A 19922-nucleotide genomic window follows, 5' to 3' on the forward strand; every position below is an offset into this window, starting at 1 on the left:
TGCCATGGAGCAGGCCTATCAGGACAGTCTGATCGTTACGCGCCTGCCCAGATGGCTTCGTCAGCTGCGTATTGTCTCGCCCTCCGATCAGAGTATCCCGGTCAATGGGGTGTATGAGGCGCAGCACAAAGCGTTGCGAAATGCGTTCAGGCACAGCCTGGCCTGTCGGCAATGGCTGAAGCGCGAGTTGGCACGTATCGAGAGTATCGACAGTTTCACCAAGCCGTTGCTGCAGCGCGCCGTACGTGAAAAAACGGGCACGTCCCACGACATTGATCATTTGTACTTGCGCAGCTGGTATACCCGCATCGCACACAAGCAAGGTATATCGTGGGGGCGCCACCCGTTGAGGGAAAAGGACTACTTCGACGTCCCGCTGATTGAGGCGGCGCTGTGCAACTTCACCGAAGGCGAAGGCAGGAATGAGCAGCACAAGGACAACTGCATCGTCGATAGCCAGGCGCTCAGTGTCGGCACGCTTGGCGCCCCCGCGTTTGCGCGGATGTGCCGGCAACTTGACCTTGGGGGGCACTACCAACGTCACCTCGACAGCGTGCTGAACGCGCCAGCCAGCCAGGCCGGTGGTTGGCAGGACATGACTTCGACGCTGGCCAGGTTGTATCGCTCGTGCATGGTGATCGATGCGTGCAAAGCCAAGAGCGAGGGCGTGCTCAACGGCGCTGAGCTGCAACTGGTGCTGGACCTGTGCAAGGAGGGGCGGCCAGGTACATTCTACGAATCGAAGGTGGTGGCCAGGCAACTCAGGGTCTTCGGCTGTGACCTGCAGCAAATTGTCGTGCTCGATGTGCTGCACGAAGGGTGGCTTTTCAATTTCAGTCGCCGAGTCATCGTTTACATACCTGACGATTCCAAGGGCCCTTGGAATGTGGCGCCTGATCTGGAAACCTTTATTCGCAAGGGGCTGGGCAAACGGCTGCGCAGTGCGGACTATCAGAAATTCTTCAAGCGCTTTGTACGGCGTCGTGACAGTGTGCAGTTTTTTTCCAGGGTTGCTGCGGAACTGGAGGCTGTAGTCGATGCAGCAACGCGGGAGATGGACCAGCACCTGCTGGATTATCCGCTGCCGTTGTTCGATCACCTTGCTGCGGCGCGCATTGCGCATATCAAGGACGACGCTGCGGTGATAGCGGTACCGGTTGCAGATATGGACCGTCGGGAGCAGGAGGCACATGACAAGCGGATGGCCAACGTGGCCTGGACACTGGCCAGTGTGGCTGGTTTGTTCATTCCTGCGCTCAACGCAATGTTGCTGACAGCCATGGTGTGGGACCTGCTGGGCGACTTGTTCCATGCCGTGGAAGACTGGCGCGAAGGGGACAGCAACGCCGCCATGGATCACTTGCTCAATGTCACCCGCGAGCTGGCGTTCGTTGGTGTTACTGCAGTGATATGGCGCGAAGCGAGCCGTGCCTGGGCCGCACTGGATACCTGGGTGCCGGCGCGCTTGGATGATGGAACGCAGAAGCTCTGGAACGGCGACTTGCTGCCTTATCGCACCTCTGCGCCACCTACCGGCGCTGTGGCTGACCTGAAGGGTATTTACAGCGCGCAAGACAGGAGTTGGATCACCCTGGACGGCCATTACTACGAAGTGCAGCAGACCGCCGAGGGTGAATGGCATTTCAAGCCCCACCGTGGTCATGCCCCATTATTACGCCACAATGGTGCCGGCGCATGGCGCTTGTGGACCGAGCAGCCTGCCAGCTGGACGGACAAGCATCGGATGTTCCGGCGCCTGGGTGAACGCTTCGCGCGCCTTGACGATCAGCAGATCGACCAGGCCATGGCCATGCATGGCCTGGAAACGGATAACCTGCGGGCACTGCATGTGTATGGCCGGCCACCCGAAGCAGAAGTGTTCGACACGCTGGATAGGCTGTTGATCGACAGTCGCATTCAGGCCTTGCTTGATTGTTTGAAGGCCGGGCGATGGTCTGATGATCAGGCGTTATTGCTCAAAGCCCGCGCATTGCCAGGGGTGACTGAACAGGAAGGGCCGGAACTGGTCGCGCAGCTTTCGCTAAAGCGGCGTCAGCTTTTCCAGCAGTTGTACAACGAACAGCAAGCACCTGAAAACGAGGCGTTGGCGACATTGCGCCGCGCGTTCCCAAGCTTGCACCGGGCGGCCGCGAGTGAGCTGGTAAAAGGCCTGGCGGTGGATGGGAAAGACTACCGCGCCTTGGTCAAGGGTACGGTGCCTTTCCGCATGGTCGACAAGGCCAGGCTGAGCGCACTGCGCATTCGCGTTGCCCGGGCTTGCGAGGCATTGTTTATTGATACGCCGCAGACCCTTGACCAGGCCAAGGCTGCGCTGACCTTGCTGCAAAGCCAGGACGCAAGGGCGGTGCGGCCGCGTTGGCGCCTTTACGATGGTGATGCGCCAAATCCGGTATTCGTCACCGAGGGTGGCGGGTTGACCTTCAGGCTGGTGCACAAGGCAGGGTTGTTCGAACTTGAAGATGCGCTGGGGGGCGAGTTGGCAGGCCCAGGTGAGCTGTTTGAAACCCTCAGGGTCGCGCTCGACAGTGCAGATTTTACCGCTATGGGCATCAATGAAACCGACCCGCAAAGCCTGCGCCGATCTTTGGCAGCGCAGGTAAACGGGCGAACCGACAGGGTTGCACAGGTGCTTGGCAAGGATTACAGGCAACCTTGGCTGCTGACACCCATGCGGTTGGCTGACGGCAGGGTCGGTTATCCGCTGGGCGGTATCCAGGGGCGTCTTGCCCGCCCGTCGTCACGACCGCGTGCGTTTGCTACCCGGCTGCGCGACTTGTACCCGGCCTACAGTGATGAACAAATCAACACCTGGCTGGTGAACTTGCATGCGGCAGGACGTGATACCGAGCGGGAACTGGGCATGCTAGAACAGCAGGCACGTGCGTTGGAGAGGCAGTTGAGGAACTGGGAGTGGCAAGCAACGCTGACCAGTGACAAGAGCGAGCGCAAGAGGTTTCGCAAGGCGATGATGCTGTGCTGGCGGGAGTTGATCCCTTATCAGGACTATTCGCAACCGGGTCGGTTGGCTACGGCATGGCATTACTTCGGTTATGAATTGCGCTCATTGCCGGAGCTTGGGGCAGCATTCAACTTTACACATGTCTCAGAAATGTCCCTCGGCAGTTTGCTGCTCACGGAGGTGCCGGACGGCTTTTTGCGATGTTTTCCCAATCTGGTGACATTGGGGCTGAGCAGCAACTTGCTGCGTCGTTTGCCGGCAGGCTTGAGCGAACTCGGCAGCTTGCGGATTCTGGACCTTTCTGGCAACAGGATAGTGCTTGACCGCACTCACGCTGATGTACTCGGATCCTGCAGTCAACTGCGGTACCTGAACCTGTCGAACAACAACCTGTCCACCGGGTTTTCTGTCAGCCGCATGCCCCACTTGATGGAGTTGCGTTTGCGCAATACCGGTTTGGCTGCGATTCCGGCAGGCCTGTTGAGTTGTTCGGAGCTGTACTTCCTGGATGCCGCAAACAATCGCCTGACCTCGCTGCCAGCCGGCTTCCTTGATTCGCAGTTATGGCAGACGGGTTACGTACGGTTATCGGGCAATCCACTTACAGCGCATCAGGCGGCTGAAATGCAGGTCGACTGGGAGATCCCCAGTACCAGCCTGGTGCCGCTCAGGCTGCGTTGGCTGGATCGGCTGGAGGGTATAGAGCGTGAAGGGCTGGCAAGCGCCTGGATATGCGTCGAGCAGATGGATGGTTCCAGTAATTTCCTGAGCCTGTTGTCACAGCTCACTCGGTCACGTGACTTCAAACACCCTCTTCACGGTGAAACACTTGCGCTTCGAGTGCTGGAACTAATGGTGAGTATGCAGGACGAGCCGCAGTTGGCAGAGGAGATATTCTCCAGTGCGCTGATCGAGAACTGCGCTGACAACGCTACGGTAGTGCTTGGGCAACTGGAAATCCGCAAGCTGGTTTGGCAAGCGGAACGCGCGGCCCCGGCCGCTGATCAGGAAGGTGCTCTGGTGAAAATCGCCCGGCAGCTGTGGAGACAGAGACAGATCGACCTGATTGCCTTGCACGAGGCCAATGCCCGAGGCGTTGGCAGAGAGTCGATCGAATGGGCGCTGGCCTATTCGATCCGCCTGCGAGACGCGCTGGAGTTACCGGGCAATGTGCGCAGCATGCTTCATGAAGGCATTCCGAACCTGAGCGATGCGCAGGTCGCCAATGTGCGTGACCGCATTAGGGAAAACGAAACAGCGGAAGCCGTGTCGGTGTGGATGGCGGAACAACCGTTCTGGCGCCGCTACATGGAACAACGCTATGCCCGCGAACTGGAGGTGCCGGAGCATTTGCAGAACCAACTGCAGCCGGATGCCGACGAACTGGCTGCCGAGGCATTGATGGTGCAGATAAAACAGTGGACCGAACAGACTGAACTGCAACTGACCACTGCGGCTTTGCAGCGGTGGGTGTGAGCGCTTTGGACTATGCTCACCTTACCAGTGCGTATGGAACCTGCCATGGGTTTGCGAGAGCGTGGCCATGACCGGTAATGGCCGGTTACCTTTCGTTGAAACATTGATGCCCCGGGTGGTTTACGCTCGCCTATCGGATCTTTCTCCCTGATCTGTAGTCTTCTGGTTTATCGAGAGAATAAGGAGATACGCATGCTCGTCCGGTCATTGACCCTCGCCGCCTTGGTCGCGGTTACCGCACCTGTTTTTGCTGCCGACAGTGATGGTCCCCTGGCCAAGGAACTGGGCAAGGCCAGGCCATTGGTCGTGATTGCCCCCAGCAGTGCCGACCCGACCTTGCGCGGCTTGAACAAGGCGCTTGAAGACCCGGCTACCCAGGCGAAGTTCAAGGAGCGCAGCCTGGTGCTGTATAGCGTGGCGCAAATGATGGGTAAACGGGAAGACAAAAACCTGGAGCAGCAGACCACCATGGCCCTGATCCGTGAGCTGAGGCTGGGCGCGAGCAAGGGCACCAAGGTGATTCTGGTCGGCAAGGATGGTGAGCGGCATATGCTCAAGGATGACGAAGAGAATACTGCCCTTGACCCCGAAGTGATCTTCAAGGCAGTCGACGACCTGCCTGCCAGCGAGAAGGCAGTGAGTGCGCCTGAACCTGTTGCGGCAGCACCGGAGGCCAAGGCCAAGGACAGCAAACCGGCCAAGCCTGCCAAACCGGCAGCGCCGCCCAAACCGCTGGAGGACTGAACGCAGGTGACGGCCTCAGGGTAATCCGGGGCCGTTTGCCGGCGGTTGTGTATCCCTCTGTATCTGGCCGCACGCCAGACCCGTTCTCATACAAAAGTGCGCCCTGCACGATACATCCACGACAAACCCTCCCGGCCTAATGGCTCCACTTTTCAACAACAGTGGAGCATCACCATGACTCAGGTACGAAACAGCCTCGGCCTGCTCGGCGCCGCCCTGATCGGCAGCATGGCATTGAGCAGCAGCGCGTTTGCCGTCGAACCGTTGGCCCAGGGTTACCAGCTGGCCTCAGCCAAGGTGGCGGGCGAGGGCAAGTGCGGTGAAGGCAAGTGTGGCGGCAGCGCCAAGGCCAGCCAGAGCGAAGGCAAATGCGGTGAGGGCAAATGCGGCGCCAGCGCCAAGGCCGGCGCGGAGGGCAAGTGTGGCGAAGGCAAGTGTGGTGACGCCTCTTTCGCCAACACCGACAGCAACCACGATGGCAAGGTCTCGCGTGATGAGTTTCTGGCGGTGGCCAAGGACCGCGCCGGTGATTTCGACAAGATCGACAGCAACCATGACGGTTTCATCTCCGAACAGGAAGCGGCAGACCACCTCAAGGCGATCTACCAGGCCAATGGCAAAGCCATGCCTGATGGCTTGTTCAGCCACTTGACCGGCCAGCCCTGACCTTCTACCCCATGAAACCTCGCAACGCCCTTCCTGCTGGTCAGGCGGGGCGTTGTGCCTGTTGCGGAGACTTGTTCATGCACCCTGAACCGTTTAACACCGGGCTTGGCCTGCGCCGCGGCCTGTTACCCGAGCTGCTGACCTGGAAGCTGGCGCTGTGGATTTTCTTGAATGTGCGCCGGAAAACTGGATTGCCGTGGGCGGCGCCTACGGCAAGGGCTTGGCCCAGCTGGCCGAGCGTTTTCCCATCACTTGCCATGGGTTGTCGTTGTCACTGGGCGGCAGCGCGCAGCTGGACCGCCATTTCCTCGACCAGACCCGGCAGTTTCTCGACCGGTACCAGGTGCGCCTGTACAGCGAGCACCTGAGCTACTGCAGCGATGACGGCCATTTGTACGACTTGATGCCCATCCCGTTCACCGACGAAGCCGTGCACCATGTAGCCGCGCGCATACGCCAGGCCCAGGAGCAGCTGGAACGGCGCATTGCCGTGGAAAACATCAGCTACTACGCCGCGCCTTACCAGGCCATGAGCGAGCTTGAGTTCATCCGGGCGGTGCTCGATGAAGCCGATTGTGACTTGCTGCTGGACGTCAACAATGTCTTCGTCAATGCCTGCAACCATGGCTATGACGCCCGGGCATTTCTCGACGGTTTGCCCTTGGCGCGGGTAACCGGCATGCACGTGGCCGGCCATTACGATGAGGCACCAGACCTCAAGGTGGATACCCACGGGGCAGCGGTAAAGGAAGATGTGTGGGCGCTTTATGCGCTTGCCTGTGCGCGCTTCGGCGCGCAGCCGACGGTGCTGGAGCGGGATTTCAACTACCCGCCACTGGCCGAGCTGCTGGCCGAAACGGCGCGCATTCGCGCGGTGCAGCGCACAGTGGGAGGGCAAGCCGATGAGTGAGACCTTGCGCGAGCAGCAATACACGCTGGCCCGGCACCTGCGTGACCCACAGCGTCATGCACCGCCACCTGGGGTCGAGGCCCGGCGCCTGAAGGTTTACCGCGAGCTGTTCTACGGCGCCATCGAGGGTTTGCTGGCGGGCAGCTTCCCGGTCATGCGCCAGGCGCTGGGCGAGCAGCGCTGGCATGCCCGCATGCGTGACTTCTACGCCAACTACCGCAGCCAGACGCCATTGTTTACCGAGATTGCCGAAGCCTTCGTCGATTATTTGCAGGGGGTAGAGCTGGATGCGCCCTGGCAGCTTGAGTTGGCGCATTATGAGTGGGTCGAGGCGCAGCTGTACCTGAGTGATGCCCAAGACCCGGCGCATGACCCGGCTGGCGATTTGCTGGAGGGTGAGCCGCTGCTGTCCTGTGTGGCACGGGTGCTGGCCTATCGTTGGCCGGTGGAGCGCATTGGTGGGGAATACCGGCCGGAAGTCGCCCCAGAGTCGCCGACATTGTTGCTGGTTTATCGCGATGCCGGGCTGCAGGTGCGCTTTGCGCGGTTGGCGCCGATGGCCTATCAGTTGCTGGTGGCGCAGGGTAGCGGGCGGGCGCGGCTGGCAGCGTTGGGCGGGGATTTGACGCAGGGTTTGGCGTTGCTGGAGGGGTTGCGCGAGCAGGGCGTCATCATCGGTTCCTGCTAGTTGCGTGTATCTGGGGGCGCGTTGCGCCCAATCGCCGGCAAGCCAGCTCCCACAGGTATAGCGCAAATCTTTAGTCTTGCGCTGTACCTGTGTGTGTGGCTTGCCGGCGATGGGCCGCAGAGCGGCCCCGGCGATCTCACCTGTTGAACCGCCCCCGCAACCAATGGTCCAGACTCAAGCGCCCAGCCCCCTTCAGCAGCAAAGGCAGCAACGCCACCAGGTAGATCAGCGGCAGCTTATAGTTGCCAAACCCCTGGTCGGTAATCGCATAGCCCTGCGCCAACTCAGCCAGGCTCGACCAGTGCGCCGGCCAGTGCACGGCAGCAATCGCTACCACCGTCACCACCATCAAGCCCAGCGATGCCAGGCGGGTAGCCAAGCCGAGCAACAGCAGCAACGGCAGGATCAGCTCTGCCCACATCGACAGCTGCCAGTTCAGCTCGGCGGGCAGCAGGTTGAAGGGGAACGGGAAGCTTGATTGCAGGTCGGCGAACCAGTTGCTGCCGCCAAATTTCTCCAGGCCGGACTCGAAAAACTCCCAGGCCAGAAACAGCCGCAAGGGCAGGTCTGCACTCCAGGTGCCGAACTGGTCGAAGAGGGTCAGGGTACGGGTCAAGGTCGTCATTTTACTGTTCTCTGTTCAAGAAAGGGCTTGGGCATTGCGGCGTTGTTGACGGGCCAACCTGGCGGTGAGCTTGATGGCGATAGCGCTGAACATCAGGGCGAATGCCAGTGGGTACCAGCCACCCATGGGGATGCGCTTGTAGAACGACAGGCAGAACACTGCCGCCAGCAACCACATGCCGCTGCTGTGCAGGGCGCGCCAGGCACGGCCGCCCAGCAGGCGCATGGGCGCTTTGAACGAGGTGACGGTGAGCAGCAGCAGGAACAGGTAGCCAACACTGCCGGGCAGGCTGGAGGTAAGCGTGCGGCCAGCCCAGAATAGCTCGGGGAATTGTTGGGCGTAGCGGTAGATCAGCAGGCCATGCACGGTGTGCGAAAAGGCGAAGGCCAGGCCCAGGTAGCGGCGCTCCTGGAGGATGCGCCGGCTGACAGTGCCAGGCAGCAGGGTCACCAGCGACGAGGCCAGGAACGCCAGCAGGAACAGGGCGAACGAGCTGCGCGCGGTGGCACGAATGGCACTGCGCAAGCCGTCCGGGTCAGGTTGGCTGGCAAGGACCACGGCAGCCATCACCAGGGTCAGGCCGGCGAGGGCGGTGAACAGTTTCCAGCCAGAGGGCAGGGCAAGGGGTTTCATCAGACAGGCTCCCGGGTTTTGGTTAATTGACCGGGAGTGTGTGGGGGTGGGGTATCTGCAGTGTGTCGGGGTGGGTCTGGTTGTGTATCGGTTTGTAGAAATCTGTTGAACACATCGATCTTTTGTAGGAGCGGCCTTGTGTCGCGATCGGGCCGCATAGCGGCCCCAGGTTTTCAGCTTCGCAGCATGCATCGCCGGGGCCGCCTTGCGGCCCGATCGCGACACAAGGCCGCTCCAGAGAGCGGCGCCTGGCTCTTAGGTCAGTTCGATCTGTGCGCACAGCCCGCCACTGTCGCGGTTACTCAGGGTCAGCCGACCGCCCATGGCCTGGATCAGCTGGTGGGCAATCGCCAGCCCCAGGCCGGTACCTCCGGTGCTGCGATTACGTGAACCTTCCACCCGGTAGAACGGCTTCAGGACTTCGTCCAGTTCGCCAGCGGGTATCCCAGGCCCGTTGTCGAGTACGCGGATCACCGTGGTGCTGTGCTCACGGCACACTTCCAGCTCGGCGGCACCGGCAAACTTCAGCGCGTTGTCGACCAAATTCACCAGTACCCGGCGCAGCGCATGCGGGCGTGTCTCCAGCAGGCTGCCGCTGCTGCCATGGCGTTCGACCCGGGCACCGCTGTCCTGGTAGTCGAACACCAGGCTGTCGAGAAAGGCGTCCAGGTTGATCCGGCAGGGGGCTTCGGTGTTGGTGTCCATGCTGCGGGCATAGGCCACGCCTTCGCGCACCAGGTGCTCCATTTCGCCCAGGTCGCTCCATAACTTGTCTTTCTCGACCCCGTCGTCCATCACTTCGACGCGCAGTTTCATGCGCGTGATCGGGGTTTGCAGGTCGTGGGAAATGGCTGCCAGCAACTGCATGCGCTCCTTCAGGTAGGCAGCGATGCGCGCTTGCAGCGCATTGAAGGCCGCAGCGGCGTAGCGCACTTCACGCGGGCCGCTTTCATCCAGTTGCACGCCGGGTTTGTCCGGGTCGAGGTTGTCGACCGCGCGGGCCAGGCGGGTCAGTGGGCCGATGGCCAGGTGTACCGCCAACCAGGTGCACAGCAACAGCACGGCCAGCTGGATCAGCAGTACCACGGGCAGCCAGCGCGCCACCGGAACCGGCGACGGGGTTACGTCGATGGTCAGCGGCGCACCGTCGGCCAGGTTCAGGTGTGCCTGGAAGTGCGCATTGGGGCCTGGAATTTCCTGGAAGGTCAGGTGATAGTCGCTACCAATGGCCTTGACGATCGATTCGGCGGCCATCGGCGGGTCGCTGCTGGGCATGGCCTTGCCAGCCAGCCCCTGGTCGAGGCGATAGCGGTAGGTGCGCCGCTCCAGGCGTGGCAGCCAGGCGGCCCGCTCGGCTGCTGGCAGGCGATCGAGGATCGCCACCGACGTGGCCACGTCCTGCTCCAGGTTGCTGAGCATCATCGAGCGGCTGCTGATGTAGCGCTCGTAGGCCTGCAGGCCGAACGACAGGCCGTAGGCCAGTACCAGGCCGGTGAAGAAGATCAGTGCCAGCCGCGAGGCTAACGTGCGCGGCCATTTCATGACGGCGACTCGAGCAATTGCACTGGCAGCGAGAACACATAACCCTCGCTGCGTACGGTCTTGATGCAGCTGGGTTCACGGGCGTCATCGCCCAGACGCTGGCGCAGGCGGCTGACCAGCAGGTCGATGGAGCGGTCGAAGATGTCGGCTTCGCGGCCCTGGGTCAGGTTAAGCAGTTGCTCGCGGCTGAGCACCCGCTGTGGGTGGTCGAGAAATACACGCAGCAGGCGATATTCAGCGCCGCTCAGGGCCACCAGGGTGCCTTCGCTGTCGAGCAGGTGGCGTGCGGTGGTGTCCAGGCGCCACTGGCCGAAAGCGAGCAGGCGGCTGCTTTCGCTGATGGTCAGGTTGGGCGGCAGCATGCGCGTGCGGCGCAGCACGGCGTTGATCCGGGCGAGCAGTTCACGGGCCGAGAACGGCTTGGTCAGGTAATCGTCGGCGCCCATTTCCAGGCCGATGATGCGGTCGGTTTCATCATTGCGCGCGGTCAGCATCAGTACCGGGGTGTTGCGGTGCTTGCCGGCGCGCAGTTCGCGGCACAGCAGCAGGCCGTCGTCACCGGGCATCATGATGTCCAGCACGATCAGGTCGACACTGTTCGCTTCGAGAAAGGCGCGCATCTGCCGGCCGTCGGCGACAATGCTGGTGCGCAGGCCGTTCTTCTTCAGGTAGTTGCCGACCAGTTCGCGGATCTCGCGGTCGTCGTCGACGATCAGAATGTGATCGACGTGTTCCATGCGCTGCGTTCCTGTGCAAGTGGGGTTGGCCGCAGTGTACCGAGCGCAATCGCGCTTGCCTGCGGGGGTTTGTATTGCAGTGTATCTGGCTGGGCTACAGATACAGCAGGAAGCACACCACAGCCTCGCACGACACATCCGGGATACCTGGCAGGGGTGAAATGGCTCTCGACCGGGGAGCAACACTCCCCACACCCACGTGTTACCCAGGAGAGATGCCATGAATTTCAAGACCTTCGCCAGTGCCAGCCTGTTTGCCGTGCTCAGCTTCGGGGCCATTGCCGCCCAGGCCGCTAGTGCACCGATGCATGACGACGGGGCCATGCAGTACCGTTACGGTGAGCATCTGGATGTGAAGAAAGTGCTGTCGGTGCAGGACGACCAGAGCAACGCCTGTGGCCTGGTGAATACCCGCATGGACTACCTCGATTCCCACGGCCAGCAGCAGAGCGTGCAGTACCGCACCTACGCCACCGGCGGTTGCCATGAGAATTGATCGGCGCCTGATGGTGAAAGCAGGCGGCTTAGCCCTGGCCCTCACGGGTCTGGGCCTGGCCGGGCACCTGATGGCCCGCGACAGCTACGGCGCCATGCCGTCGCTGGCGGGGGCCAGCCAGTGGCTGAACTCGGCACCGCTGGATGCCCCGGGGCTCAAGGGCAAAGTGGTGCTGGTGGACTTCTGGACCTGGGACTGCATCAACTGCCAACGTAGCTTGCCGCATGTCAATGACTGGGCACGGCGGTATGCCGATCAGGGCTTGGTGGTGGTGGGCGTGCACACGCCGGAGTACGACTATGAGCATGATGTCGGCACCTTGCGCGACAAGGTGGCCAGGCTTGGGATCGGTTATGCGGTGGCGGTGGATAACGACCACAAGGTGTGGAATGCCTGGGGCAACCAGTTCTGGCCGGCGCATTACTTTGTCGACCGCAAGGGGCAGGTGCGCCATGTGCACTTTGGCGAGGGGGATTACGGTGGGCAGGAGCAAGTGATACAGGCGTTGTTGGATGAGCAAGGGTGATCGCCTGCGCCGGCCTCTTCGCGGGCTTGCCCGCTCCTACAAGGGCTCCGTAAACCCCTTTGGGAGCGGGCAAGCCCGCGAAGAACCCAGCACCAATCTATCAGGTGAAGCTGGCGAAATGCGCCTGCATCCGCGCCGCATCCGCCTGGCGCCCGCTGAACAGCTCGAACGCCTTCACCGCCTGGAACACCGCCATGTTGCTGCCATCCAGCGTACGGCAGCCCAGTGCCCGGGCAGCGCGCAGCAGTTCGGTTTCCAGCGGGAAGTAGATGATCTCTGCCACCCATAGGCGCGCATGCAGCAGCTCCACTGGCAGCGGTGTGCCTGGCAGCTTGGCCATGCCTACCGGCGTGGTGTTGACCAGCCCGTCCGCCTCGGCCAGGGCCGTGGCCAGGTCATTGCCGAGTACGGCGCGTCCTGCGCCGAAATGGCCATTCAGGTTGTCCACCAGCGCTTGCGCACGGGCCGCATCCACTTCGAACAGCACCAGCCGCTCGACCCCCTCGCCCAGCAGGGCATGGGCCACGGCCGAACCGGCACCGCCAGCGCCCATCTGCACGACTTGGCGGCGTTTCACATCAGGCAGGCCGCGGCGCAGGCCTTCGGCAAAGCCCAGGCAGTCGGTGTTGTGGCCGACCCGCTTGCCATCCTTGAGTACCACGGTATTCACCGCGCCGATGCCGCGTGCTTCGTCTGACAGTTCGTCGAGCAGGGGCAGGATCGCCTGCTTGAACGGGTAGGTGATGTTGAGGCCGGTAAAACCGGTGTGCTGCGCAGCGTCGAGCAGGCCGGGCAGGGCGCTGTCGTCAAGTTGCAACTGGTCGGCGTCGATCAGCCGATACAGGTAGCGCAGGGCCTGGGCGTCACCTTCGTGTTCATGCAGCGCAGGCGTGCGCGACAGCTGAATACCACGGCCGATCAGGCCGGCAAGGATGGCGTGCTGGCTCATGCAGTGCGCTCCTGGAACATTTCGGCGAAGTGGCTGATGGCCATGCGGTAACCATGGCTGCCAAGGCCGCAGATGACACCGACGGCGATCGACGAGACGAACGACAGGTGACGGAACGGCTCGCGCTTGTGCACGTTGGACAGGTGCACTTCGATGACGGGCACTTCGCTGGCCACCAGGGCATCGCGGATGGCCACCGAGGTGTGGGTCCAGGCGCCGGGGTTGATCACGATGCCGGCGCAGCGGTTGCGCGCGGCGTGGATCCAGTCGATCAGTTCGCCTTCGTGGTTGGTTTGCCGGAATTCGATTTCCAGGCCGTGGGCTTGGGCAGTGTTGGCACAACCCTGGCCAACGTCGGCAAGGGTTTCGTGGCCGTATTGGGCAGGCTCGCGGGTGCCCAGCATGTTCAGGTTGGGGCCGTTGAGCACGAGAATAAGGGGCTTCATGACGGGCATCGCTTTGTTGTTGTTGGATGCGCGTAGTTTTGTACTGACTGGTTAGTTTCGTCAATTGGGCGAGGTCGCCGCGCCGGGAAAGTGGGCGATTATCGAACTTTGATGTGGCCTGATCTGGCCCTATCGCCGGCGAGCCACAGGTCCTTCACAAAGCTGGAGCCCTGTGGCGCACCTGTGGGAGCTGGCTCGCCTGCGATAGGGCCGGAACAGGCACCTTGCTGCTTGATTACAAAATTGTAATTTTCCTGCCACCGCCCCGATAAGCACAGCTTTCTACAGTCCCTCGCCAACGTTTCGCCGACGAGGACTTGTTCCGTGCCCATCCCCCGCAAGATCGCCTTGCTCTGCCTGCTGCTCGCGGCTGCCGCCAGCGCCCAGGCCAGCCAGCGCCTGAGCCTGCCCCAGGCGCTGGGCGCCGCCTTTGCCCAAAACCCCGAACTGGCTGCGGCCGGCCGTGAAATCGGCATTGCCGATGGCGAACGGCGCCAGGCCGGGCTGATCCCCAACCCGGAGCTGGCCTGGGAGGTTGAAGACACCCGCCGCGACACCAGCACCACTACCGTCACCCTCAGCCAGCCGCTGGAACTGGGTGGCAAGCGTGGTGCGCGTATCGCCGTGGCCGGTGTCGGCCAGGCGATTGCCCAGCTCGACCTGGAGCGCCAGCGCAATGGCCTGCGTGCCGATGTGGTGCAGGCCTTTCATGCGGCCTTGCGCGCGCAGACCGCGCTGGAGCTGGCGCAGCAGTCGCAGGCCCTGACCGAACGCGGGCTGCGAGTGGTACAGGGGCGGGTCACTGCCGGCCAGTCATCGCCGGTGGAAGCCACCCGTGCCCAGGTGCAACTGGCCCAGGCCCAGGCCGAAGTACGCCGCGCGCAAACCCAGCGCAGTGTGGCTTACCAGGCCCTGGCGCGGTTGACCGGCAGCCCGCTGGCCAGCTTTAAGCAGTTGCAGGCGGCCAACCTTTCGCCCGGCATTGCGCCCGATGTCGACAGCTTGCTCGCGCACGTTGAACAAACCGTGGAATGGCGCCTGGCCGCCGCCCAGGTCGAGCGCGGTGACGCGTCGCTGGGATCGGAAAAGGCCCAGCGTATTCCCAACCTCACCGTCAGCCTCGGCAGCCAATACAGCCGTGAAGACCGCGAGCGGGTGAACGTGGTCGGGCTGTCGATGCCGCTGCCGCTGTTCGACCGCAACCAAGGCAACGTGCTGGCGGCCGCACGCCGTGCCGACCAGGCGCGTGACCTGCGCAACGCCGTGGCGTTGCGCCTGCGCAGCGAAACCCGCAGCGCGGTCAGCCAGTGGGGCACGGCCATGCAGGAGGTCGACGCCTATGACCGCACCATCCTGCCTGCCGCGCAGCAGGCCGTGGACACCGCCACCCGCGGTTTTGAAATGGGCAAGTTCGCCTTCCTCGATGTGCTCGATGCCCAGCGCACCCTGATCGAGGCCCGCGGCTTGTACCTCGAGGCCCTGGCCTCGGCGACCGACGCACGCGCACAGGTCGAGCGCATCTACGGCGACTTCGACGGCCTGGGTAACAAAATGAACAGCAGGAGCAACAATGACTAACCCACGCAAGCTAGCCCTTCTGGCCGCTGCCATTGCCGCGCTGGGCCTCGGTGGCCTGGCCTGGACCGGCAACCTCGGCCAGGCGAGCAAGGCAGAAGCCCGCCACGACGACCATGGCGAAGACAGCCACGGCCATGCAGAAGAGAAGGCCGCTGATGGCCATGCAGAAGCAGGCCATGGCGATGAAGAAGGCCAGTTGCACTTGTCTATCGCCCAGATCGAAGCGGCCGGCGTGCAGGTGGCTGCCGCCGCCCCGCGTGAGCTGGGCACTGCTATCAGCTTTCCGGGTGAAATCCGCTTCGACGAGGACCGCACCGCGCATGTCGTGCCGCGGGTGCCGGGTGTGGTCGAGACCGTGCAGGCCGAGCTGGGGCAGGCCGTCAAGCGTGGTCAGGTACTGGCAGTGATCGCCAGCCAGCAGATTTCTGACCTGCGCAGCGAGCAGCAGGCCGCCCAACGCCGCCTGGAACTGGCGCGCCTGACGTACCAGCGTGAACAGCAGCTGTGGCAGGAGCGCATCAGCGCCGAGCAGGATTACCTGCAGGCGCGCCAGGCGCTGCAGGAGGCCGAGATTGCCTTGGCCAATGCCCGGCAGAAGGTCGCTGCCGTGGGCCCGGCCGGTGCCGGCAACCGCTATGAGCTGCGCGCGCCATTCGATGCGGTGGTGGTGGAAAAGCACCTGACCGTAGGTGAGGTGGTCGATGAGACCAGCAACGCCTTCACCCTGTCCGACCTGAGCCGGGTATGGGCCACTTTCGCCGTGGCCCCGCGTGACCTGGGCAAGGTGGTCACCGGCCGCAAGGTCATGGTCAGTGCGCCAGACCTGGGCGCCCAGGTCGAGGGCAAGGTCAATTACGTCGGCAGCCTGCTCGGCGAGCAGAACCGCGCCGCCACTGTGCGTGCCACCCTTGCCAACCCTGATGGCGCATGGCGCCCCGGGTTGTTCGTCAATGTGGCGGTCAGCGTCGAGCGCTTCACTGCCGCCGTGGTGGTACCGGAAACCGCCTTGCAAACCTGGGAAGAACAGACTGTGGTGTTTGCCCGTACCGAGCAAGGCTTCGAGGTGCGCCCGGTGCAGACCGGCCGTCGCGATGCCGGCCAGGTAGAAATCACCCGCGGCCTGGCCGCCGGTACCCAGGTGGCTGCCGCCGGCAGCTTTGTCCTCAAGTCCGAGCTGGGCAAGGGCTCGGCCGCGCACAGCCATTGATCACGGGGACTCCCGCATGTTCGAACGCCTGATCCAATTTGCCATCGAGCAGCGCCTGGTGGTGATGCTGGCCGTGGTCCTGATGGCCGCGGTGGGTATTCACAGTTACCAGAAGCTGCCGATCGACGCCGTCCCGGACATCACCAACGTCCAGGTGCAGATCAATACCGCCGCCCCGGGCTACTCGCCGCTGGAAACCGAGCAGCGCATCACCTTCGCCATTGAAACCGCCATGGCCGGCCTGCCCGGGCTCAAGCAGACGCGCTCGCTGTCGCGCTCGGGCCTGTCGCAGGTCACGGTCATTTTCGAGGACGACACCGACTTGTTCTTCGCCCGCCAATTGGTCAACGAGCGCTTGCAGGTGGCGCGCGAGCAATTGCCAGAGGGCATCGAGGCCGGCATGGGGCCGATCTCCACCGGGCTGGGGGAGATCTTTCTTTGGACGGTGGAAGCCGAGGCAGGCGCACTCAAGGAGGACGGTACGCCTTACACCCTGACTGACCTGCGGGTGATCCAGGACTGGATCATCAAGCCGCAGCTGCGCAACGTGCCTGGGGTGGCCGAGGTAAACAGCATTGGTGGCCATGCCAAGCAATACCTGATAGCACCGGAACCCAAGCGCCTGGCGGCCTATAAGCTCACCCTCAACGACCTGATCGCGGCGCTGGAGCGCAACAACGCCAACGTCGGCGCCGGCTATATCGAGCGCAATGGCGAGCAACTGCTGATCCGCGCACCGGGCCAGGTGGCCTCGGCCGAGGATATCGCCAACGTGGTCGTTTCCAGTGTCGATGGCACGCCAATCCGTGTCAGCCATGTCGCCGAAGTGGGCCTGGGCGAAGAGCTGCGCTCCGGCGCGGCCACCGAAAACGGCCGGGAAGTGGTGCTGGGTACAGTGTTCATGCTGATTGGCGAGAACAGCCGCAGCGTGTCGCAGGCGGTTGCCGCCAAGCTGGTCGAGATCAACCGCAACCTGCCCAAGGGGGTGGTCGCGGTGACCGTGTACGACCGCACCAATCTGGTGGAAAAAGCCATCGCCACGGTGAAGAAGAACCTGGTCGAAGGTGCGATCCTGGTGATTGCCGTGCTGTTCCTGTTCCTTGGCAACATCCGTGCGGCGCTGATCACCGCCATGGTCATTCCGCTGTCGATGCTGTTTACCTTCACCGGCATGTTCAGCAACAAGGTCAGTGCCAACCTGATGAGCCTGGGCGCGCTGGACTTCGGCATCATCGTCGACGGTGCGGTGGTGATCGTGGAAAACGCCATCCGCCGCCTGGCCCATGCCCAACAGCGCCATGGCCGCATACTGACCCGTGCCGAGCGCTTCCATGAGGTGTTTGCCGCCGCCCGCGAGGCGCGCCGGCCGCTGATCTACGGGCAACTGATCATCATGGTGGTGTACCTGCCGATCTTTGCCCTGACCGGGGTCGAGGGCAAGATGTTCCACCCCATGGCCTTTACCGTGGTCATGGCCTTGCTGGGGGCGATGATGCTCTCGGTCACCTTCGTGCCGGCCGCCATTGCCCTGTTCGTCACCGGCAAGGTCAAGGAAGAAGAAGGCCTGGTGATGCGCACGGCGCGCCAGCGCTATGCCCCGGTACTGGCCTGGGTGCTGGGCCGGCGCAAGCTGGCGTTTGCCGGGGCCGCCGCCCTGGTGCTGTTGTCCGGGGTGATGGCCAGCCGCATGGGCAGCGAATTCATCCCCAGCCTGAGCGAGGGCGACTTTGCCCTGCAGGCCCTGCGGGTGCCGGGCACCAGCCTGTCACAGTCGGTGGACATGCAACAGCGCCTGGAGCAGGCGATCATCGCCCAGGTGCCGGAAGTGGAACGGGTATTCGCCCGCACCGGTACCGCCGAGATTGCTTCCGACCCGATGCCGCCAAACATTTCCGACGCCTACGTCATGTTGCGCCAGCGCGAGCAGTGGGCCGACCCGGGCAAGCCACGGGATGAACTGATTGCCGAAGTACAACGCGCGGCGGCCAGCGTGCCGGGCAGCAACCACGAGCTGTCGCAGCCGATCCAGCTGCGCTTCAACGAGCTGATTTCCGGGGTGCGCAGCGATGTGGCGGTGAAGCTGTTCGGCGATGACATGGACGTGCTCAACCGCACCGCCGCGCAGATCGCCAGCAGCCTGCAGCGCGTGCCTGGCGCGTCCGAGGTGAAGGTCGAGCAGACGACCGGCCTGCCCGTGCTGACCATCGACATCGACCGCGACAAGGCTGCCCGCCATGGCCTGAACGTGGGCGATGTCCAGGACGCCATCGCCATTGCCGTGGGTGGCCGTAAAGCCGGCACGCTGTATGAGGGCGACCGGCGCTTCGACATGGTGGTGCGCCTGCCTGAGACTTTGCGTACCGATGTGGACGGCCTGGCCAGCCTGCTGATCCCGGTGCCGGCCAATGCTGCAGCGGGGGCAGGGCAGATCGGCTTCATCCCATTGTCGCAGGTGGCCACGTTGAAGCTGCAACTGGGCCCGAACCAGGTCAGCCGCGAAGATGGCAAGCGCGTGGTGGTGGTCAGCGCCAACGTGCGCGGGCGCGACCTGGGTTCGTTCGTCGAAGAGGCCGAGCAGACCTTGATTGGCCAGGTGCAGATTCCACCGGGTTACTGGACGCGCTGGGGTGGCCAGTTCGAGCAGTTGCAGTCGGCGGCGCAGCGGCTGCAGGTGGTGGTGCCGGTGGCCTTGCTGCTGGTCATGGCGCTGTTGCTGATGATGTTCAACAATCTCAGGGACGGCCTGCTGGTGTTTACCGGCATCCCGTTCGCCCTGACCGGCGGGGTACTGGCGTTGTGGCTGCGGGATATACCGTTGTCCATTTCTGCCGGCGTGGGGTTCATTGCCCTGTCGGGGGTGGCGGTGCTGAACGGGTTGGTGATGATTGCCTTTATCCGTGGGCTGCGTGAGCAAGGGCACACGCTGCGGGCGGCGGTCGAAGAAGGCGCGTTGACCCGTTTGCGGCCGGTGCTGATGACGGCGCTGGTGGCGTCGCTGGGGTTCATACCCATGGCCCTGGCGACCGGGACCGGGGCTGAGGTGCAGCGGCCGCTGGCGACGGTGGTGATTGGCGGGATTCTGTCTTCCACGGCACTGACCTTGCTGGTGTTGCCGGCGTTGTATCAGTGGGCGTACCGGCGCGAAGAGGCGCAGGAGGGTTAAGGGCCCGGGGGCCGCGTTGCGGCCCATCGCCGGCAGACAAACGCATGCCTTAGCCCACACACCGCCCAACCAGGCACTGCTTGACGCGCAGACGTTGCATTATGACGACCTCGTCCGCTATATGCGCCAGCGCTTTCGCGACCGCCACTTTGCCTGCGACCTGGTGCTGGATTCAGGCAGCCGCCTGCGGATTGAAAGGCGCCTGCGCAGCCGGCAGCTGGAGCTGGTCGAAGGGCAGGCGCGCTAACCGTGGTACATGCCAATTTGCAGCCTTACAGCAAGCTGCCGCTGCGCCTGGCGGATCAACACACGGGTGATTTGCGCTTTTCGGGTGAATTCGACAGCCGTCAGGCGCAGGCGCTGCTGGAGCAATTGCCGACGGTGCTGCCGGTAAGCGTCGTGCGCGTGGCTGATGGAGGCCTGGTCATAGGCCGGGTTGATTGACCGCCTGAACTGGCCCCTTCGCGGGCTTGCCCTAATGCCGGTCAGTTAAGCAATTTGGGGCCGCGTTGCGGCCCATCGCCGGCAAGCCAGGCTCCCACAATATGGCGCATGG

Annotated in this window: 17 protein-coding genes and 1 pseudogene; 12 read left to right on the top strand and 6 right to left on the bottom strand. The window is 63.2% G+C overall.

Translation table 11 applies throughout. The annotated features are described in order from the left end of the window. Positions 1-4 precede the first annotated feature (4 nt). The 5 genes and pseudogenes from ACI2KG_RS18865 to ACI2KG_RS18885 all read left to right on the top strand — a co-directional run bounded on the left by ACI2KG_RS18865 (position 5) and on the right by ACI2KG_RS18885 (position 7464). A complete protein-coding gene (locus tag ACI2KG_RS18865) occupies positions 5-4456 on the top strand; it encodes an NEL-type E3 ubiquitin ligase domain-containing protein (RefSeq protein ID WP_404662918.1) in 4452 nt (1483 codons plus the stop codon). Between the two features lie 192 nt (positions 4457-4648). After that, the gene (locus tag ACI2KG_RS18870) at positions 4649-5200 is read left to right on the top strand and encodes a DUF4174 domain-containing protein (protein ID WP_404662919.1); all 552 of its coding nucleotides are present in this window, start codon (positions 4649-4651) and stop codon (positions 5198-5200) included. 174 nt (positions 5201-5374) lie between these two features. Beyond that, entirely contained in the window at positions 5375-5866 is a 492-nt protein-coding gene (locus ACI2KG_RS18875) for an EF-hand domain-containing protein (protein WP_404662920.1), read from the top strand. A gap of 77 nt (positions 5867-5943) precedes the next feature. Beyond that, a pseudogene (locus tag ACI2KG_RS18880) lies at positions 5944-6776 on the top strand (DUF692 domain-containing protein). After that, a complete protein-coding gene (locus ACI2KG_RS18885) occupies positions 6769-7464 on the top strand; it encodes a DUF2063 domain-containing protein (RefSeq protein ID WP_404662921.1) in 696 nt (231 codons plus the stop codon). Before ACI2KG_RS18880 ends, ACI2KG_RS18885 begins: the two are co-directional and overlap by 8 nt. A 136-nt stretch (positions 7465-7600) precedes the next feature. Here the strand turns inward: ACI2KG_RS18885 and ACI2KG_RS18890 are convergent, their stop codons facing one another. From ACI2KG_RS18890 to ACI2KG_RS18905, 4 genes are all read right to left on the bottom strand, one after another. Beyond that, entirely contained in the window at positions 7601-8089 is a 489-nt protein-coding gene (locus ACI2KG_RS18890; RefSeq protein WP_404662922.1) for a DoxX family protein, read from the bottom strand. 15 nt (positions 8090-8104) lie between these two features. Beyond that, positions 8105-8722, bottom strand: coding sequence for a ferric reductase-like transmembrane domain-containing protein (locus tag ACI2KG_RS18895; protein WP_404662923.1), 618 nt, complete (start codon positions 8720-8722; stop codon positions 8105-8107). Between the two features lie 255 nt (positions 8723-8977). Next, positions 8978-10264, bottom strand: a complete 1287-nt coding sequence (locus ACI2KG_RS18900) for a sensor histidine kinase (protein ID WP_404662924.1) — start codon at positions 10262-10264, stop codon at positions 8978-8980. Then, positions 10261-11001 (bottom strand): response regulator, encoded by a 741-nt coding sequence (locus tag ACI2KG_RS18905; protein ID WP_201207473.1) that lies wholly within the window; start codon positions 10999-11001, stop codon positions 10261-10263. Before ACI2KG_RS18905 ends, ACI2KG_RS18900 begins: the two co-directional genes overlap by 4 nt. 220 nt (positions 11002-11221) lie before the next feature. On the opposite strand from ACI2KG_RS18905, the gene ACI2KG_RS18910 reads away from it, so the two are divergent. Then, entirely contained in the window at positions 11222-11497 is a 276-nt protein-coding gene (locus tag ACI2KG_RS18910) for a DUF2790 domain-containing protein (protein ID WP_400617343.1), read from the top strand. A 10-nt stretch (positions 11498-11507) separates the two neighbouring features. Next, the gene (locus tag ACI2KG_RS18915; RefSeq protein WP_404662936.1) at positions 11508-12023 is read left to right on the top strand and encodes a thioredoxin family protein; all 516 of its coding nucleotides are present in this window, start codon (positions 11508-11510) and stop codon (positions 12021-12023) included. A 100-nt stretch (positions 12024-12123) separates the two neighbouring features. On the opposite strand, the gene ACI2KG_RS18920 is transcribed toward ACI2KG_RS18915, so the two are convergent. After that, entirely contained in the window at positions 12124-12972 is an 849-nt protein-coding gene (locus ACI2KG_RS18920; protein ID WP_404662925.1) for a shikimate dehydrogenase, read from the bottom strand. Then, on the bottom strand, positions 12969-13418 hold the full coding sequence (gene aroQ / locus ACI2KG_RS18925; RefSeq protein WP_404662926.1) for a type II 3-dehydroquinate dehydratase: 450 nt from the start codon (positions 13416-13418) through the stop codon (positions 12969-12971). Before aroQ ends, ACI2KG_RS18920 begins: the two co-directional genes overlap by 4 nt. Positions 13419-13742: 324 nt before the next feature. Here aroQ and ACI2KG_RS18930 point away from each other — a divergent pair, with 324 nt between their 5' ends. From ACI2KG_RS18930 to ACI2KG_RS18950, 5 genes are all read left to right on the top strand, one after another. Next, on the top strand, positions 13743-14996 hold the full coding sequence (locus tag ACI2KG_RS18930; protein ID WP_404662927.1) for a TolC family protein: 1254 nt from the start codon (positions 13743-13745) through the stop codon (positions 14994-14996). Beyond that, the gene (locus ACI2KG_RS18935; RefSeq protein WP_404662928.1) at positions 14989-16203 is read left to right on the top strand and encodes an efflux RND transporter periplasmic adaptor subunit; all 1215 of its coding nucleotides are present in this window, start codon (positions 14989-14991) and stop codon (positions 16201-16203) included. Before ACI2KG_RS18930 ends, ACI2KG_RS18935 begins: the two co-directional genes overlap by 8 nt. Positions 16204-16219: 16 nt before the next feature. Continuing rightward, complete coding sequence (locus tag ACI2KG_RS18940; RefSeq protein WP_404662929.1) at positions 16220-19366, top strand: efflux RND transporter permease subunit; 3147 nt, start codon at positions 16220-16222, stop codon at positions 19364-19366. 94 nt (positions 19367-19460) lie between these two features. After that, entirely contained in the window at positions 19461-19613 is a 153-nt protein-coding gene (locus ACI2KG_RS18945) for a hypothetical protein (RefSeq protein WP_404662930.1), read from the top strand. A 2-nt stretch (positions 19614-19615) separates the two neighbouring features. Next, positions 19616-19810 carry a hypothetical protein gene (locus ACI2KG_RS18950; protein WP_404662931.1) on the top strand — a complete coding sequence of 65 codons (195 nt, stop codon included), beginning with the start codon at positions 19616-19618 and terminating at the stop codon, positions 19808-19810. The last annotated feature ends 112 nt before the right edge of the window (positions 19811-19922 follow it).

It is taken from the genome of Pseudomonas sp. NPDC089407 (assembly GCF_044900445.1).
In the GTDB taxonomy this organism is placed as follows: Bacteria; Pseudomonadota; Gammaproteobacteria; order Pseudomonadales; family Pseudomonadaceae; genus Aquipseudomonas.